Below are 16857 nucleotides of genomic sequence, written 5' to 3'. Positions count from 1 at the left end.
ATCCCACCAATTTTAGGGACAGTATAAATCTTACAAACTACCAATTTATAGTATAATTTACACATAAAATATGGAAATGGGTGAATGTATTGTATAACCAATCTTTACAACAAGTATTTGGTCCTCATGCAACTTTTCGAGACGGTCAGGATGTAGCGATTGATAGAATTATACAGAAAAAACGTGTCCTAGTTGTACAAAAGACTGGGTGGGGGAAGAGCTTAGTTTATTTCCTTGCAACAAAGCTTTTGCGTCAGCGAGGGGATGGTGTGACATTAATAATAAGTCCATTGTTAGCGCTAACAAGAAATCAAATTGAAAGCACTAAAAAGTATGATATAGTGGCTGATTGTATAAATAGTCAAATTAATAAAACCTCTGAAGAAAGAAAGGTTTTAGTTGATAGATGTAACCTCGGGGAATGCGATGTTCTCTTTATAACACCCGAGCAGTTACAAAAAGACGATTTTATCCAACTTCTTTCAAAGTTAAAGGTTGGATTATTCGTAGTGGATGAGGCGCATTGTATTTCTGATTGGGGTCATGATTTTAGGCCAGATTATGTGTGAACGACTAGCTACATGGCTACGTAGTAATGCAATTGATGCAAGTGCATACCACAGTGGGCTGAATGAGGAAGTCAAAATAGCTCTTGAAAACAAATTAATTAATAATCAATTGAAAGTACTTGTTTCGACAATTGCTCTTGGGATGGGATTTGATAAGGAGGATATTAGTTTTGTTATTCATTACTATACTCCAAAATCAGTTGTAAAACATTATCAGCAAATTGGACGTGCCGGTCGCGGGATTGAACAGGCAATTTGTGTGCTTTTATATGGTGGCACGGAGGAAAATGATATTAATGAGTACTTCATTTACAATTCATTTCCGAAACAGGAACATATAGATGAAGTTCTCTACTACTTAAATGAAAGTGATGAAGTTAAAAAGTACACATTAGAGCAAGAAATGAATATTAAATCCAAAACACTTGAACAGGTTTTAAAGTTACTTATGATTGATGGATTCATTACAAAAGATGCAAGAGGACGCTATTTCCGTACATTGAAACCCCATACTTCTCAGCAGTCTTATTATGATTCAGTTATTGAAATGAAAATACGGAAATATGAGGAGTTACTGGATTTTCAAAAAACAAAAGATTGTCAAATGGCATTCTTAATTAATGCGTTGGATAATCCGAGTTCTCGACGATGTGGTAAATGCAGTACCTGTCTTGAAGGTGCTTGGAAATGGACTGATGACAAACTAAGTGAGCAGGATATTGATGAAGTTGTAACATTTTTTGAGAAAAGATTTATTATTATTGAACCTAGAAAAAAATCGTCTCTTACCAATAAGAGTTTGACCTACATTCATGAGGAAGGACTTGCTCTGAGTTATTATCATGAGTCTCTTGGACAAGAGGCTAGTCGTGGGAAATATATAGATAATAGATTCTCAGATTTACTGATGAAGGCATCTTCCGACAAACTCAAGAGGTTTCTACGAGAGAAGGAATCGATAGAATCAAACTAATCGTTATTCCCATTCCATCAAATCGAAGACCACATCTAGTGCCGGAGTTTGCACTAAGACTGGCAAAGACCTTACAATGTAATTATACACATATATTTGCTAAAAGAGTGGATGAACCTGAACAGAAGTCATTTCTTAATAGCCGTCATCATTAGAGAGGGGAGCTTATGAAATATTCTAATAATGAAATTTCAACCTATTTGTTTTGTGCCCAGCTTGCACAGACAAAAACTACACCGCTGACTATTATAGAGTGGAATGCTGTTGTGAAGTCATTAAGCGAACATAGGCTGGAGCCTGAGGCTTTATTATCAATGAGTATAAAAGAGTTGGAAAATACATTAACCCAAGCTACTTCTACACAGAGGAAAAAAATCATACAAAAAATTGAAGCTCGACAGAAGCTAGGTATTTCAATGGTTGAACTTGAAGAAATCGTCAACCAAGGTTATGGAATTATGTTTCGCTCCCATATGCCACCTCGTCTGAAGAAATTAACACAAAAATACGTACCTGCTTTTTTCTATTATGCAGGTGATCCTTCAATCCTATCACATTCTACATTAGGTGTTGTTGGAGCAAGAAATGCATCTCAGGAGGAACTCACCCTAACAGCTCAAATTGGAATGAAAGCAGCTCAATACGGGGTAGTTATTATTTCTGGTGGAGCAAGAGGTGTTGATACAACAGCAGTGGAAGCAACATTACAAAATGGAGGAAAGGCCGTTATTTTTCCTTCCGATGGATTGGCAAAATGGGTTAAGAAAAGAGAAACTCGAAATTACTTGTTAAATGGACAGCTACTTTTAATGTCTACGCAGCAACTCAATGCAACATTTACAGGATCCTATGCGATGCAAAGAAATAAATTTATACATGCACCATCAGATGCAGTTCTTGTAGCTTCATCAAAAGTATCTGGGCCGAAGTCCAGTGGTACTTGGGAAGGTGTACAAGAGAATCTCAAGATGCAATGGTCACCTATTTATGTAATTGGAAACAGTGAAGGTGTGAGTAGATTATTGTCTGAAGGAAATGCAAAACCGTTTTCGACATTTGAAGAGCTGTTAAAAGAAAAAAATACCTCAAAACGAATACATGCGGATAATTTTGATAGTAAAGCTAAAGAGGTCATTCAATTTGCTATCGATAAAGGAATGGACAGAGAAGCAATTGAAAAAAAGTTTGCAGATACACTGGCCAAATATTTTAAAAAAGATGACAGGAAAGCTAATGGAACTTTAGGACATTTATATGATCCTGTTGATACAGAGCAACTAAGCATTGAAGAGGTAATTAAAGAGGACTCTAATTAAGTATAATAAAACTGACTTCAAATGCTATTTGGTAACAGTCAGAGGTTAAATGTAATACTCTCTCGAAGGTAATCAGAATATTAAAATCTGGTTGCCTGGGGGAGTTTTTTTATTAATTGACTTTCCTTTAAATATTAGCCTTATACTACCTTTACTTAAATAAGAGGGTGTTGGCAGTATAAAACATCAAATTATAATTTAACTCAATCTTACACCAGACAGGTCCCAAAAAAACTGTCTTTTTTCATCCCCAAAACCCCACCAACAAAGCCTATGTAACCGCCATCAAAGTCTTCGCTCAAGCTCTATCCCACCCCAATTCCAAGCATAAACACCAAACACGTACATACAATGTCATATGCAAAAGTACTTGATCTTTTCCTAAATGCTGATTCAGACATCGAGACTTCCACATAAAATTTAGGGGGGATTTTTTGATTAACCTTCCGATTGATGAGCCTGTAATCATATTTGCCTTGGCGATGGTGATTTTCTTTTTAACGCCCATTTTGATGAAAAAGATGAAAATTCCGGGGATTATTGGTCCGATTATCGCAGGGGTCATCATTGGTCCTCATGGATTTCATCTGTTAGACAGGGATCAGACCATTGTCTTGTTAGGGACGATCGGGTTGCTGTTCATCATTTTTATTGCTGGCTTGGAATTAGACATTGATGGCTTTAAAAAATATCGGAGAAGAAGCATTCTTTTTGGTTCGCTCTCCTTTACGATTCCGCTGATTTTAGGAACGGCTGTCGGGATTCTTTTTGACTATAGTTTAACAGCATCGATCCTTTTAGGTTCCATTCTTGGTTCTCATACGTTGTTGGCTTATCCGATTGCCAGTCGTTTGGGGATTGCGAAAAATAAGGCGGTCACAACAGCGGTTGGAGGTACGCTGCTAACGGATACTTTTGCCTTACTAGTGTTAGCCATCATCACAGGTGCTGCTGTAGGTCAATTATCCCTGTATTTTTGGCTGAAAATGATTCTATCGTTGCTTGTGTTCGTTGCAATAATCTTATGGGGAACACCGAAATTATCAAGATGGTTCTTTCGAAATGCAGAAAATGAAGGAGTAGCTAATTTTACGTATGTGATGGTGATTCTATTTGTTTCAGGCTTTTTTGCGATTGTTGCAGGGATGCAGCCAATTATCGGGGCATTTTTGGCAGGATTAGCGTTAAATCGTTTTGTCCTAGAGCATGGAACATTAATGAATCGCATTCGCTTTTTGGGGAATGCCCTGTTTATTCCATTCTTTTTATTATCCGTAGGAATGTTAATGGATTTAAGCGTCCTATTTAATAACCCGAAGGCTTGGATTGTAACAACTGCGATTGTTTTTTCCGTATTTATCGGGAAGGCTTCTGCACCATTTATTATTAGTAAAATTTATCGCTATTCAAGGAAAGAGCGGAATGTCATGGTGGGTTTAACGATTCCGCAAGCAGCAGCCACACTTGCTTCCACATTAGTCGGTTTTGAAGTGGGACTACTCGATCAAGCTACTGTAAATGCCGTCATTATCATGATTCTACTAACATGTATGGTCGGACCCTATTTAGTTGAAAAGTTCGGAAGGAAGCTAGCGTTGAAAGAAGAGCAACAACCGAGCGAACAAAATGTAGGACCGGAAAGAATTCTCATCCCATTAGCGAATCCACATACAATGGAGTCATTCATCGATCTGGCAAATTTAATCAAAGGTTCCAATACAGATGACCAGCCTTTATATGTATTAACCGTTGTACAAAAAGATATAAGAAAAATCCAGGAAGAGGTAGCCCATGCAGAAAAAATGCTTGGCCATTCGGTTTTGTATGCCTCCGGTGCTGAGATTCCAGTTCGTCCGATCACTCGGGTAGAAAGGAATGTCGCGAATGGAATCATAAGGGCGATTACAGAAGAAAGGATCAGTACGGTCGTAATCGGTTGGGATGCTGAAAGGAAATCCAATAAATTATTTGGCAGTATCATTGACCGCTTTGTCGATCAAACGAATCAAACGATACTAGTCTCAAAATTAGGGCATCCGATACAAACAACAAGAAGAATTATTTTAATTATTCCATACGGGGCTGACCATAAACCAGGATTTATGGAAGCATTATCGCGGATCAAAATATTGGCCAGTCGACTAAGTGCCTCCCTCTTTTTTCTAGTGATTAATGAATCTATTGAAACATATGAACCATACATTAAGAAGACAAAGCCTGATCCTCCTTTCGAGTTAAGAAGAGTAAATAGTTGGCTCAGCTTACAAACAGAATATGTATCGAAATTTCACTTGGATGATCTGGTTATTATTCTGAGTGCCAGAAAAGGAACGATTGCTTGGCACCCTGAGCTTGAAGTGTTACCGAAAAGATTGGCCAAACTCAATCAGCATAATTTTATAGTGTATTATCCAGCTGAAGAAAAAGAAGTCGATATTCGTGGATCTAGAGGGTTTCAAATTCCAAAAGAGGTGCTATTTAAAAAAGATTATGAGGACTATGATTGATGCTCCTTCAATTGGTATGAACAGAAACACCAAAAAACTGTGTCGAGTATTTTCACTCACACAGTTTTTGTTTGGAAAAATTTATTTATCTTTCTCCGAATGAACAATCGGCTTAAACCCACCTAATTCAATCTGTTCTGTGCTTCCATCTTCTAATGTGACTTTAAAAAAATCTTCTTTATCGGTTTCTTCGATATTTTCAACTTGCACATTTTTAACCTGATAAAATTCAGTGATTTCTTGAATAACTTGGTCGGTGATGGTTGATTTTATTGGTTTTATTTCTGGTGATTTATCCAAATTCACTTCGTAATTTTCATCAGCGCTTTGTTTCTCATTCTGATTATAAATCCCTTGTAATAGTTTGATAATTTCTGAGAATCCTAAGAAGAAAAGTCCACTTATTATTCCTGAAATAAAAACTGACCAGCCTAGCGTACTTTGTAGCTCTCCGAGAAAGTAGTAATCAAGACTCGTACCGTAAATAAGTCCTGTTATCGCACTCGCAGCGATAATAAATATGCCAACGATAAATAGTGCTTTGGCAATTGGATTATCCTTTTTCGCCATCTAATTTCCTCCATTATCCATTTAAGGTAATTATATCATTAGAGATTTCATGAAGTGAAATAAATTTTACAAATAATTTAGGAAACGATCTGACAAGATATGAGGATTAAGGCACATGCTAAAGGTCATTTTTAACAAAAATATCTTTCAAGAAGGAAAATAGGACTGGGTGTTTGACCTCATTAAAGAACAAAAAATCCAATGTATAATTAGTAACGAAATGTTGAAAATTCGATTAATTTGTAAAAGTTTTTGATGTCCTGTTAATAGGTTTATTGTTTTTTCGTTAAAAAGAACGAAAAAGCGAAGGGACATGGTAAGTTGATAGTAAAGTTCTCATGCTTCCTACCAAAGGAAGGAGGAACCATTTGAAATGGTAGAAGGAAGTAGAGAGAATTATATGAATGAGGTTAGAGGAGGAAAACACTTGAAAAGTCTTAGAAAAAAGTTCCTTGCTTTATCGACCATTTTCGTCATGTTGCTGAGTATGGTTCTTCCATACCAAGCACAAGCAGCTGAACCGATTACAGTGGCAGAGGCTATTGAGAATAATTCGGGAACAGCAACAGTGGTAGGCTACATAGTGGGATATACAACAAGTGGTAGTGGTGGCAGAGCTACATATGATTTTGAAGCACCTTTTTCAGCAGATACAAACTTTGCCATTGCCGATAGTCCGACAGAAAGAGACGCAACGAAAATCTTACCCGTTCAGCTTCCTAGTAGTTTTCGAGCTACTTTTGGATTAGCAACTAATCCGTCGATTGTTGGTGAAAAGGTTTATGTTACCGGTACACTTGAGCCATATTTTTCCGTACCTGGTCTTAAATCACCATCATCCATGTCTTTTGATGGAGCACCTGAACCTCCAGAAGAAGGACCAATCGATGGAGTAACAGGACTTAAAATTCATGATATTCAAGGAGAATCACATCATTCTCCTTACCAAGATCAAACGGTTGTAGATGTTCCTGGGATCGTCACCTATGTCGTAGACGGCAGCAACTTCTACATGCAAGAATCAAATCCAGATGACAATCCAAACACAGCGGAAGGGCTTCTCGTTTATAAGCCATCCCATGGTGTTGCGGTTGGTGATCGTGTAAACGTGTCAGGGCTTGTGAAAGAGTGGGTGCTAGATGGTTATGCTGAAAAGCTGCAAACGGATCTAGCGATGACTGAAATTAATGCCCAAAATGGCAGCATTACAAAGGTATCAAGTGGAAATGAACTTCCTGAGCCAATTGTTATTGGTCGAGATACGATTCCACCAACCTCTGTAATTGATAACGATCAATTTGGAGAATTTGATCCGACAGAAGACGGCATTGATTTTTACGAAAGCCTTGAAGGGATGCTTGTTTCCATTGAGAGTCCGAGCGTAACTGGACCGCAAAAATATGGAGAAGTTCCGATTATTACCGGTCAAGTAGAAGGAAAAGCCTATACGAAAGAAGGAATTCCTTTATTAACTGAAGAAAATCAAAATCCTGAGAAAATGCTTCTTCAACTCGATGACCGTAGCTATGTGACAAAAGCAGGCGATTCATTTGATGGAACCGTTACAGGAGTCGTTAGCTATACGTTTAGTAACTATAAAATTTTAACAAAAGTAGCTGATTTACCTGAGCTTGTTGAACGTGTAAGAACGAATGAAGTAACGACGATTGAAATAGAAGAGGACAAGCTAACGGTTGCTAGCTATAATATTGAAAACTTCGTTGCATCTGACACAGCAAAGCGTGATAAGTTAGCCAAATCGATGGTCGATAATTTAGGCACACCAGATATTATTGGGTTAGTTGAAGTTCTAGATGAAAGTGGAGAAACCGATAATGGTGTCGTCAAAGCAGATGCCAACTACAAGGCATTGAGTGATGCGATTGCAAGCTTTGGTGGACCAACTTATGCTTGGACCGAAATCGCTCCAGTTGATAAACAAGACGGTGGCGTTCCAGGTGGAAATATTCGCGTTGGTTATTTATATAATCCGGAACGTGTAACTTTAAATGAGGCTCCAAAGGGAGATGCGACAACGGCGGTTGCGTATGAAAATGGTTCTCTTACATTGAACCCAGGTCGTATTGATCCGACGAATGCTGCATTTACAAGTAGTCGTAAGCCACTGGTTGCTGAGTTTACGTTCCAAGGAGAAGAAGTGATTGTCATTAATAATCACTTTAATTCAAAGACAGGGGATCAACCGTTATTTGGAAGAAATCAACCACCTTTCCTTGGAAGTGAAGCACAGCGTATTGAAATTGCGACGATTGTGAACAACTTTGTTTCGGATATTAAAGAACAGAACGAGGATGCCAATGTCGTCGTACTAGGCGATTTAAACGATTTTGAGTTTTCTGCACCACTTCAAGCTTTAAAAGGTGATGTGCTAACAAACTTAGTAGAGACTCTTCCAGCAACTGAACGCTACACATACAACTATCAAGGAAATGCGCAAGTGTTGGATCATATTTTAGTATCCAACCGATTAGCTGCAGGTGCAGAACTAGATATCGTGAACTTCAACTCTCCTTATATGGAAGAACATGGGCGCGCGAGTGACCATGATGCACTAGTTGCCCAACTTGATTTGACAGTGGAAGAAGGACCATTTACATTATCCCTTCTTCATACAAATGATACACATGCTTATGTTGAACAATTCCCAAGACTGTTTACGGCAGTGAACGAATTACGTACAGAGAAGGAAAATAGCTTACTGCTTAATGCGGGAGATGTGTTCTCAGGAACATTGTATTTTAGACAGTATTTAGGTTTAGCTGACTTGTATTTCATGAACCAACTAGGTTTTGATGCAATGACACTAGGAAATCATGAGTTTGATAAAGATTCTGCGACATTAGCGAACTTTATTACTCAAGCAGATTTCCCAATCGTATCTTCAAATATTAATATGACAAATGATCCTGAACTTGGGCCACTCTTCAATGACCGAATTGGTGGAAATAATGAACAAGGCGAAATCTTCCCAGCGATTATTAAAGAAGTCGACGGGGAGGAGGTAGGGATTTTTGGATTAACAACAGAGGATACGACATTCCTAGCGAACCCTGGGGAGCGAGTTGTCTTTGAGGATGCTATCGAAAAAGCGAATGAGACTGTTGCACTTTTAGAAGCACAAGGTGTTGATAAAATTATTGCTCTATCTCATTTAGGCTATCAACCTGATGTAAATTTAGCTGAACAGGTGGATGGAATTGACGTTATTGTTGGTGGTCACTCCCATACAACATTGGAAGAACCAGTTGTCGTGGAAAAAGCGGAACCAACTTTAATTGTTCAGGCAAATGAGTATTTAAATTATCTTGGTGTCCTTGAGGTAACTTTTGATGAAAATGGCGTTATTGCCGATTTTGCAGGTGAGTTGAAGTCCTTAAGCGAGTACGCTGAAGACCAAGTTGCATTAGAGAAGGTAGAGGAATTTAAAGAACCATTAACAGAACTTCAAAAGCAAGTAGTAGGAAACACCTCCGTTCCATTAAACGGAGAACGTGAAGATGTTCGCAGTAAGGAAACGAATTTAGGAAACTTAATTGCTGATGGTATGGTTGCAAAAGCAAATGAATCGATCCCAACGTATATTGCGATGCAAAATGGTGGCGGAATCCGTGCTTCCATTGATGAAGGTGATATCACATTAGGAGAAGTCTTAACTGTTTTACCATTTGGGAACAATCTAGTCACACTTGACCTGACTGGGGAAGAAATTCTCGCTGCTCTTGAGCATAGTGTAAGTGCTCCAGGTGCTGGTGGCTTTATGCAGGTATCTGGGTTGAAGTTCAAATATGATCCGGAGAAGCCTGTTGGAGAACGTGTTTGGTATGTGGAGGCCTTAACAGCTAATGGTTATGAAGAACTTCAAGTGGACAGTACTTATCGTGTTGCAACCAATGCGTTTACAGCAGATGGTGGTGACGGATATACGATGTTCAAAACAGCGAAGGATGAAGGTCGTATTTCAGAGTTATACATTGTTGACTTTGAAGTGTTTACTTCCTATTTAGAAGTGCATGATCCGGTTTCTCCATCAGTTGAAGGAAGAATTATCGCTGAAACGGAAGTAGAAGAAAGCCCAGTTCCAGAAGCACCAGTCGTGAACCCAGTCATTCATAATGATACGGTCATCACGGGAATAGCAGAAGCTGGCGTGACGATTACCGTTAGGATGGATGGTAAGGTGATTGGCACAGCAGAAGCAAATGCTAGAGGTCAGTTCAGCGTTACTGTACCGAAGCAAAAGCATAAGAACTACTTAACCGTAACAGCAACCAATGTTGCAGGGAAAGTAAGTGAGGCGACACTCGTCGATGTACAAAAGAAAAACGGGAAATAAGAAGGAGAAAGGCAGGAAGCTGTAATGGCTACCTGCCTTTTTCATGGGGGTTTTATCAGAAAATTCATAGAAAATTTATATTTACTGAGACCTTCATATGCTATAGTAAAAATGGAAGATGTATGACGTACTTCCTTTTTTAGGGAAAAAGGATGGTTATCAATGAAAAAAATAATTGAAGTTACTGGACTCAAAAAATCATATGGAAGTATTGAAGCGGTTAAAGGTATTGATTTTTATGTGGAAAAAGGGTCTTTTTTTGCCTTTTTAGGACCGAACGGGGCTGGGAAATCAACGACGATTGATATTCTTAGTACATTATTAAAGCCGGATAGTGGTCATGTGACGATTAATGACTATCAGCTTGGAACAGATGATAGTAACATACGATCTGAATTGGGAATCGTCTTTCAAACAAGCCTTTTAGATGATCTATTATCCGTAAAAGAAAACCTTATGTGTCGGGGAAGTCTGTATGGGTTAACCGGTCGGGAATTGAAGGAAAGAATGGACTATGCGATAAACCATACGGAAGTGTTAAGTTTTTTAGATCAACCTTATGGAAAATTATCTGGTGGTCAAAAAAGAAGAGCGGATATTGCGAGAGCACTCATTAATAAGCCGAAAATTTTGATTTTAGATGAGCCAACTACGGGACTTGATCCGCAAACAAGGCAAAGAGTTTGGGAAACGATCAGGCAGATTCAACAAGAGACTGGGATGACCGTATTCCTTACGACTCATTATATGGAGGAAGCGGCTAAAACAGACTATGTTGTCGTCATCGATAATGGAGAAGTTGTTGCAAAGGGAACACCCTCAGAACTGAAAGAAAAGTATACTTCAGACTATCTGGAGATTCACGGGGCTGATATGGAGAGATTAGTAGACTTATTGGAAACAGAAGGCTACAAATATGAACGAAAAGTAGATACGTTAACAATTAAATTAGGGTCGACGATGGAGGCATTACCCATTTTGGAAAGATGCAAGGAAGACATCATTGGGTTTCAGGTCGTGAAGGGGACGATGGATGATGCGTTTATTACGATTACAGGAAAAGAGTTAAGAGAATGAGACATTTAGTGAAAAGAAATCTGTTGGTGTTTTTTCGGGATAAGGCTGGTGTATTTTTCTCCCTTCTTAGTGTCCTTATTGTGATAGGTTTATATTTATTATTTTTGGGAGATGTGATGAAAAGTAATTTTGAGGGAATAGAAGAGGCTGGGACGTTAATCGATTCTTGGCTTATGGCAGGCGTTATCGCGATTGCTCCCATTACAACAGGTATTAGTGCTTTGAGCAGTATGGTAGAGGATCGGAAACTCAAGATCGATAAAGATTTCTTTGCCTCACCAATTAAAAGAAGTAGTTTAGCAGGGAGCTATATTTTAAGCAGTTTTGTCATTAGTTTGCTTCTGACTCTCATTACCTTGGTGTTCGCTGAAGCTTATATTGTGCTTAATGGAGGAGAATTGCTCAGTTGGACTGCAATAGCACAGGTATTAGGTATTATAATTTTATATGATTTTTTCTCCGTATTTGTTCTTTATTATTTTGTCTCATTTTTCAAAAGTTCCAATGCTTTTTCGGCGGCAGCTACGATTATTGGAACGTTGATCGGCTTTTTAACAGGAATCTATATTCCGATTGGGAGTTTGCCTGAAGCTGTTCAAATGATTGTAAAAATCTTTCCCCCTTCCCATGCTGCGGTGATGCTACGCGAGATTATGATGGGACCGTCTGAACAAATCGTATTTGACGGTGCTCCGGCATCGTCGATCGAGGAATTTCGCTTAGCGATGGGTTCTCTATTTGAAATCGGAGACTTTGTCGTTCAATGGTGGCATAGTCTTTTGTATTTGTTCATCATCGGTATAATCTTCTTTGCGCTTTCGCTGTGGAAAATGTCTAAGAAAAGGGGAGCTGTCTGAAAAGAGCCCTAAATTTAAAGTAAGCGGAAATTTTCCGGTTAAATGCAGAATGGAGCTCGTTGTGAGGAAAATAAGGGAAGGTTTTCCGCTTATACAGTCCAAAATCGCCTTTTCCTACGATTTTCAAGCCAATAGGAGGAAATTCTCCGCCTATATAGGCTATTTTTCATGATATTAGCGAATTAGGCGGAAATTTTCCGGCTATTTTTCCGCTCTCTTTCATCGGGAGCAGGTTCTTAACCCGCTCCCTCTATTAATAAATAACAGCCACTCCTAATTTAAAACATCCCATTCTTCACAAACTTTCCCTAAAGCAATTAGTTGTAAAAAAGCTATGGACTTTTCTTTTTGAGATTCTGAAGTCATTTTGAACACCCTTTCATCATCTATTAAATTAATCCACAGTGTACGGGATAAAAAGTGGGCTGTCAATGGTACGAAACGCTTAAGGGTACTAGTATATCTACTCCTATAAACATTATAATGAAGGATAAGAACATGTTTTGAAGGAGGATATCTGTTTGAGCTTACGTTTTGAAGTAAAGCGAACGACTAAGATAGAGCAGGAAAGAGTATATGCGAGTTTACTTGACATTGATTCTGCCCATAATTGGATGCAGGGATTTGTTCGAATCGAGCGCTTGGATGATGGAGATCTCAAGGTTGGGAGTCAATGGTTAGAAACAAGGAAGATGTTTGGAAAAGAGGCTACTGAACGTTTTGAAGTGGTCGAACTCATCGAACCAGATAAAATCGTTCTGCGTGTCGATGGAACGAAAGGAACGACAGGCAAAGGTGAGTTTGTTTTTACATATATCGTAACTTCTTCTCCTCGTAGTACCGAAATTAAACTAGATGGGGAAATCAACGAATTAACGGGTCTTACGAAATTATTTGGAAAAATGATGGCAGGATCGTTCAAAAAGGCGTGTGCGAAAGATTTGGATTCACTTATTGAATACCTAGAAAAAGGAGAATATAATGACGATCATTAATAAATTGAATCTGCAAAAGTATCAAAATCTAGCAATACTCAATCAACCGAGCGACTATGACTTGTTTGATGGTTATAAGAATGAATTAACTGAAGAGCATGATGCGATTTTCATTTTTGTGGAAACGCTTGAGGAAATGGTTGATCAGACCAAGAAAATCATTGGCGAACAACAACTACTTGAAAAAGGATACTTATTTTTTGCCTATCCGAAAAAGGGCAATAAGAGATACGAAACATACGTCCATCGAGATGATATTTTTCCAGCGATGAAAGTTGGGGAAGACGGGTATGTGGACAACAGTGATGTGAAATTTGCTCGGATGGTCAGTATGAATGATGTGTTCACAGTAGTAGGATTGAAGCGTGAGAAAAAGAAGGTTCAAAAATTTGAACCGGCTAGCCAGTGTGTCGCCGATTATGAGGATAATGTCCAAGATATTGAAAAGTTATTAGCTGCTCATCCAGTTGAACTACATTTTTATCAGGAGTTAACACCAGGTTACAAAAGAGATTGGGCTCGATATATTTTTTCAGCCAAACAAGAGAAGACACGAGAAAAACGTCAAGAGCAGATGGTCGATGTTTTATCGCAAGGGTACAAAACGATGGATTTATATCGTCAGAATATGAAATAGACAAATCATGGATACATTTTAACAAGCATCCATGATTTTTTTGTATAATGCGACACTTTTGTTCCGATACTTAAAGGAGTACAAACAAGAATAGGAGAATGCATAGGGTATCATTCTATTAGGAGGGAAATGATGGGACGATTAATTCATTTTGAAATTCATGTCAATGACATGGAGCGGGCGATGGCCTTTTATGGGGATGTATTTGGGTGGACGTTTCAAGACTGGAGCGATTATGCTGGTGTTCCGTACTTTGGTGCTGTCACGGGTAATGATAGTGAAATGGGAATTAATGGGGCTTTGATGAAACGTCACGGTCCTCCACCAGAACCAGGCCAAGCTTTTAATGGCTATTCTTGCACAATGGAAGTGGAAGATTATGATTCTACTGAAGCTAAAATTATTGAACTTGGTGGCAAGGTAGCATTGCCAAAGCACGCTCTACCTGGAATGGCGTGGCAGGGATATTATGTAGATACAGAAGGAAACGCTTTTGGGATTCACCAAACAGATGAAAATGCGAAATAAGAGAGGAGACCTTTTCCGTTTAGGAGAGGGACTTTTTTTACATAAAATTAGAAATTGACCACATTGGTCATTTGTGTTAGGTTTGTGGTAAGTAAACATTTACCAGAAAGGAGTTAAGAATGAGTCAGTCAAAATTTCACCGTTTGCCAAGTGAAAAACAAGTTCGAATTGTGAATGCAGCCATGAAACAATTTGTCCAAAGTGGATATGAAAAAGCATCTACAAATGAAATCGTGAAGGATGCGCAAATATCAAAAGGGTCATTATTCAACTATTTTAATAATAAAAAGGATTTATATCTCTATTTGATTGTAAACGCTTTGAAATTTGTCGATCTGATTTTAGCAGAAGTAGACATCAGCGAAAGGGATCTGTTCAGACGCTTGAGTCAGATTGGCTTTATTAAACTAAAAATTCAACAGAAATATCCACTTGTGTTTGAGTTTCTTAAATCGACACAACTCGAGGAAGCTTTAGAAGTTAAGAATGAAATTGCCTCCATCATAGGGAGTGTTCTTGATAGTTCCTTAATTAGGATCTACGAAAATATTGATTTATCGAAATTTCGTCCTGATGTGAATCCAGAAAAAGCCTTGCATATCCTCAATTGGACGATGAGGGGTTTTGCTGAAGCGCAAATGGAGAAAGTTGAGACTTTCGAAAATGTAGGCATTGAGCTAATGGATGAATGGAACGGCTATATGGAAATTCTCAAGCGCTCTTTCTATAAAGATGGGGAGGAATGAGCGATGGGATTATTAAATTGGCCAATTTAACGAAGAAGTTTGGCAAGTTTACAGCTTTGGATGGAGTAAATCTTGAAGTATATAGTGGTGAGATTGTGAAATAAAATGGCACCGATAATGGTTTAAAGCGGGATGAGTTTATTCAGAAATTTCACAAGTCTTATTTGGGCTTATGTGTTCCTAGGCTTTTTCAGCTTTAAGAGTCGGGATATTGAGGGCTGAAGAAGGGGATTTGCTAACTATACCTACAATGCAAAATCCTGTTATTGTAGGTATAGTTTGGAACCCGATATCAGAAGTATGATGCAAGAGGCTGAGGTTTCCCTAAATAATAACCTTGAGCAAAAGGTACCCCGATGCTTTTTGCCATCTTTAAATCATCGTTCGTTTCAATTCCTTCTAATACGACGGTGGCATCCTGATCAATAAATTGAACTAATAATTTGATGATTTTTTGTTTCTTAATAGATTTTGCCAAATCGATAGAGAAATATTTATCAATTTTTACAATGTCAGGTTCGATTTCAAGGAGAGCCATTACCGTTGAATCTCCTTTGCCAACATCATCGAGTGCAATGATGAAACCGTGTTTTTTATAGAGACATATCGCTTCTTTTAATGCAGAGATATTCTTCCCATTTGCTGATTCATTAATTTCTAAGACGATGGAATTTGTCTTAATAGTCGTTTTCGAAAGGATGTTTAATAATCCTTGGAGGAAACTACTTTCCATTAATGTTGCAGGAAAAACATTGATAAACAGCAACTTGGTTTTAAAATATGTATAATGAGAATTTATCGTTTCAATCGCTTTAAAAACGGATTTCATATCTAGTTCAAGTAATTGATTTGCATGAGAAGCGGTTTGGAATAATAATTCCGGATTTTTTATTGTTTCTGAACGAAGTAAGAATTCATAACCGATAACATGATTGTTTGTTAAATTGGTAATAGGTTGGATATAATGATTGATTTTCAAATTCTGTAATAAAAAGTCGCTAGTGTTTTTCATTTTTTTCCTCTCATCATCATGATAAATTCCGTGAAAAAATTACCCTAATAAAACCATCTATGTCTAAAAGCTTTTATGACAGCATTTGTTCGATCTTTTACCCCTAGTTTTTTTAAAATGGAATTCACATGGTTTCTAACCGTTTTTATAGATAAGGATAATTTTTGTGCAATTTCATCATTTTTATACCCTTGAGTTAATAGTTCAAGGATTTCCCATTCTCGAGTAGTTAGTAGATTCGCAGGTTTCTTAAATTGTACATTAACCAAGTGATAATAATCATTCAAAAGAATGAACGCCAATTGAGGATGAACGTATTTTTCATCCCTTAAAACCATTTCGATAGCATCAATTAATTCTTCCTTTTCCATTTTATGGAATAAATAGGCATCTAAGTTTAATCTGAAAAAATCGATTAATTTATAGTTATAGATATTTCCGGTCCAAATCATGACTTTTCGATTTAAATTTTTATAGTGTTGGATAAGAAAGGTGATATCCGTTTCTATATCAACATCAATGAGAATGATATCTGTAATATTTTCATTTTTTATTAGAATTTCTAGAAAATGAGGGTCATATATTTTAAAAATAAAGTTTGGAAAGTGATCTTGTATGATGTAGATCAATATATCTGTGATGAGAGAAGGTTTTTTTACAATTGTTACGGTCATGACCACTCACTCCTAAATTATCTTTTGGAGATTAAGGAAAAA

General features: G+C 37.7%; 14 protein-coding genes. 11 read left to right on the top strand and 3 right to left on the bottom strand.

The genetic code is table 11. The annotated features are described in order from the left end of the window. Window positions 1–89 precede the first annotated feature (89 nt). The 4 genes from AA0X71_RS18370 to AA0X71_RS18355 all read left to right on the top strand — a co-directional run bounded on the left by AA0X71_RS18370 (window position 90) and on the right by AA0X71_RS18355 (window position 5365). Complete coding sequence (locus AA0X71_RS18370; protein WP_413356749.1) at window positions 90–569, top strand: DEAD/DEAH box helicase; 480 nt, start codon at window positions 90–92, stop codon at window positions 567–569. Then, window positions 544–1542 carry a helicase-related protein gene (locus tag AA0X71_RS18365; protein WP_413356748.1) on the top strand — a complete coding sequence of 333 codons (999 nt, stop codon included), beginning with the start codon at window positions 544–546 and terminating at the stop codon, window positions 1540–1542. The genes AA0X71_RS18370 and AA0X71_RS18365 overlap by 26 nt, the downstream gene beginning before the upstream one ends. Window positions 1543–1709: 167 nt before the next feature. Further along, complete coding sequence (locus AA0X71_RS18360) at window positions 1710–2858, top strand: DNA-processing protein DprA (protein ID WP_413356747.1); 1149 nt, start codon at window positions 1710–1712, stop codon at window positions 2856–2858. Between the two features lie 434 nt (window positions 2859–3292). After that, the gene (locus AA0X71_RS18355; RefSeq protein WP_413356746.1) at window positions 3293–5365 is read left to right on the top strand and encodes a cation:proton antiporter; all 2073 of its coding nucleotides are present in this window, start codon (window positions 3293–3295) and stop codon (window positions 5363–5365) included. Between the two features lie 81 nt (window positions 5366–5446). Here the strand turns inward: AA0X71_RS18355 and AA0X71_RS18350 are convergent, their stop codons facing one another. Beyond that, the gene (locus tag AA0X71_RS18350; RefSeq protein WP_413356745.1) at window positions 5447–5935 is read right to left on the bottom strand and encodes a hypothetical protein; all 489 of its coding nucleotides are present in this window, start codon (window positions 5933–5935) and stop codon (window positions 5447–5449) included. 427 nt (window positions 5936–6362) lie between these two features. Between AA0X71_RS18350 and AA0X71_RS18345 the strand changes: the two genes are divergently transcribed. The 7 genes from AA0X71_RS18345 (at window position 6363) to AA0X71_RS18315 (ending at window position 15129) form a co-directional block, all read left to right on the top strand. Further along, complete coding sequence (locus tag AA0X71_RS18345; protein WP_413356744.1) at window positions 6363–10289, top strand: 5'-nucleotidase C-terminal domain-containing protein; 3927 nt, start codon at window positions 6363–6365, stop codon at window positions 10287–10289. Between the two features lie 162 nt (window positions 10290–10451). Then, window positions 10452–11366: an ATP-binding cassette domain-containing protein gene (locus AA0X71_RS18340; protein WP_413356743.1), complete on the top strand. Its 915-nt coding sequence runs from the start codon at window positions 10452–10454 to the stop codon at window positions 11364–11366. Beyond that, window positions 11363–12223 carry an ABC transporter permease gene (locus AA0X71_RS18335; RefSeq protein WP_413356742.1) on the top strand — a complete coding sequence of 287 codons (861 nt, stop codon included), beginning with the start codon at window positions 11363–11365 and terminating at the stop codon, window positions 12221–12223. Before AA0X71_RS18340 ends, AA0X71_RS18335 begins: the two co-directional genes overlap by 4 nt. Window positions 12224–12744: 521 nt before the next feature. Further along, window positions 12745–13218 carry an SRPBCC family protein gene (locus AA0X71_RS18330; protein ID WP_413356741.1) on the top strand — a complete coding sequence of 158 codons (474 nt, stop codon included), beginning with the start codon at window positions 12745–12747 and terminating at the stop codon, window positions 13216–13218. Continuing rightward, entirely contained in the window at window positions 13205–13855 is a 651-nt protein-coding gene (locus AA0X71_RS18325) for a YdeI/OmpD-associated family protein (RefSeq protein WP_413356740.1), read from the top strand. The genes AA0X71_RS18330 and AA0X71_RS18325 overlap by 14 nt, the downstream gene beginning before the upstream one ends. Window positions 13856–13987: 132 nt before the next feature. After that, the gene (locus tag AA0X71_RS18320; protein WP_413356739.1) at window positions 13988–14383 is read left to right on the top strand and encodes a VOC family protein; all 396 of its coding nucleotides are present in this window, start codon (window positions 13988–13990) and stop codon (window positions 14381–14383) included. Between the two features lie 119 nt (window positions 14384–14502). Then, the gene (locus AA0X71_RS18315; RefSeq protein WP_413356738.1) at window positions 14503–15129 is read left to right on the top strand and encodes a TetR/AcrR family transcriptional regulator; all 627 of its coding nucleotides are present in this window, start codon (window positions 14503–14505) and stop codon (window positions 15127–15129) included. Window positions 15130–15421: 292 nt separating this feature from the next. Here AA0X71_RS18315 and AA0X71_RS18310 read toward each other — a convergent pair whose 3' ends face one another. After that, the gene (locus AA0X71_RS18310) at window positions 15422–16141 is read right to left on the bottom strand and encodes an EAL domain-containing protein (RefSeq protein WP_413356737.1); all 720 of its coding nucleotides are present in this window, start codon (window positions 16139–16141) and stop codon (window positions 15422–15424) included. Between the two features lie 44 nt (window positions 16142–16185). Beyond that, a complete protein-coding gene (locus AA0X71_RS18305; RefSeq protein WP_413356736.1) occupies window positions 16186–16815 on the bottom strand; it encodes a response regulator transcription factor in 630 nt (209 codons plus the stop codon). Window positions 16816–16857: the final 42 nt, after the last annotated feature.

Origin of the sequence: Robertmurraya phoenicis, from assembly GCF_047302285.1 — a bacterium.
Lineage (GTDB): Bacteria > Bacillota > Bacilli > Bacillales > Cytobacillaceae > Robertmurraya.
Note: the sequence above shows the minus strand (reverse complement) of the source record. Positions and strands in the feature narration are given on the sequence as shown.

Coding starts and splice junctions, on each gene's coding strand:
- AA0X71_RS18335 (WP_413356742.1), top strand. CDS start 11,363: ATGAGACATTTAGTGAAAAGAAATCTGTTGGTGTTTTTTCGGGATAAG.
- AA0X71_RS18325 (WP_413356740.1), top strand. CDS start 13,205: ATGACGATCATTAATAAATTGAATCTGCAAAAGTATCAAAATCTAGCA.
- AA0X71_RS18350 (WP_413356745.1), bottom strand. CDS start 5,935: ATGGCGAAAAAGGATAATCCAATTGCCAAAGCACTATTTATCGTTGGC.
- AA0X71_RS18360 (WP_413356747.1), top strand. CDS start 1,710: ATGAAATATTCTAATAATGAAATTTCAACCTATTTGTTTTGTGCCCAG.
- AA0X71_RS18315 (WP_413356738.1), top strand. CDS start 14,503: ATGAGTCAGTCAAAATTTCACCGTTTGCCAAGTGAAAAACAAGTTCGA.
- AA0X71_RS18340 (WP_413356743.1), top strand. CDS start 10,452: ATGAAAAAAATAATTGAAGTTACTGGACTCAAAAAATCATATGGAAGT.
- AA0X71_RS18365 (WP_413356748.1), top strand. CDS start 544: ATGATTTTAGGCCAGATTATGTGTGAACGACTAGCTACATGGCTACGT.
- AA0X71_RS18305 (WP_413356736.1), bottom strand. CDS start 16,815: ATGACCGTAACAATTGTAAAAAAACCTTCTCTCATCACAGATATATTG.
- AA0X71_RS18310 (WP_413356737.1), bottom strand. CDS start 16,141: ATGAAAAACACTAGCGACTTTTTATTACAGAATTTGAAAATCAATCAT.
- AA0X71_RS18320 (WP_413356739.1), top strand. CDS start 13,988: ATGGGACGATTAATTCATTTTGAAATTCATGTCAATGACATGGAGCGG.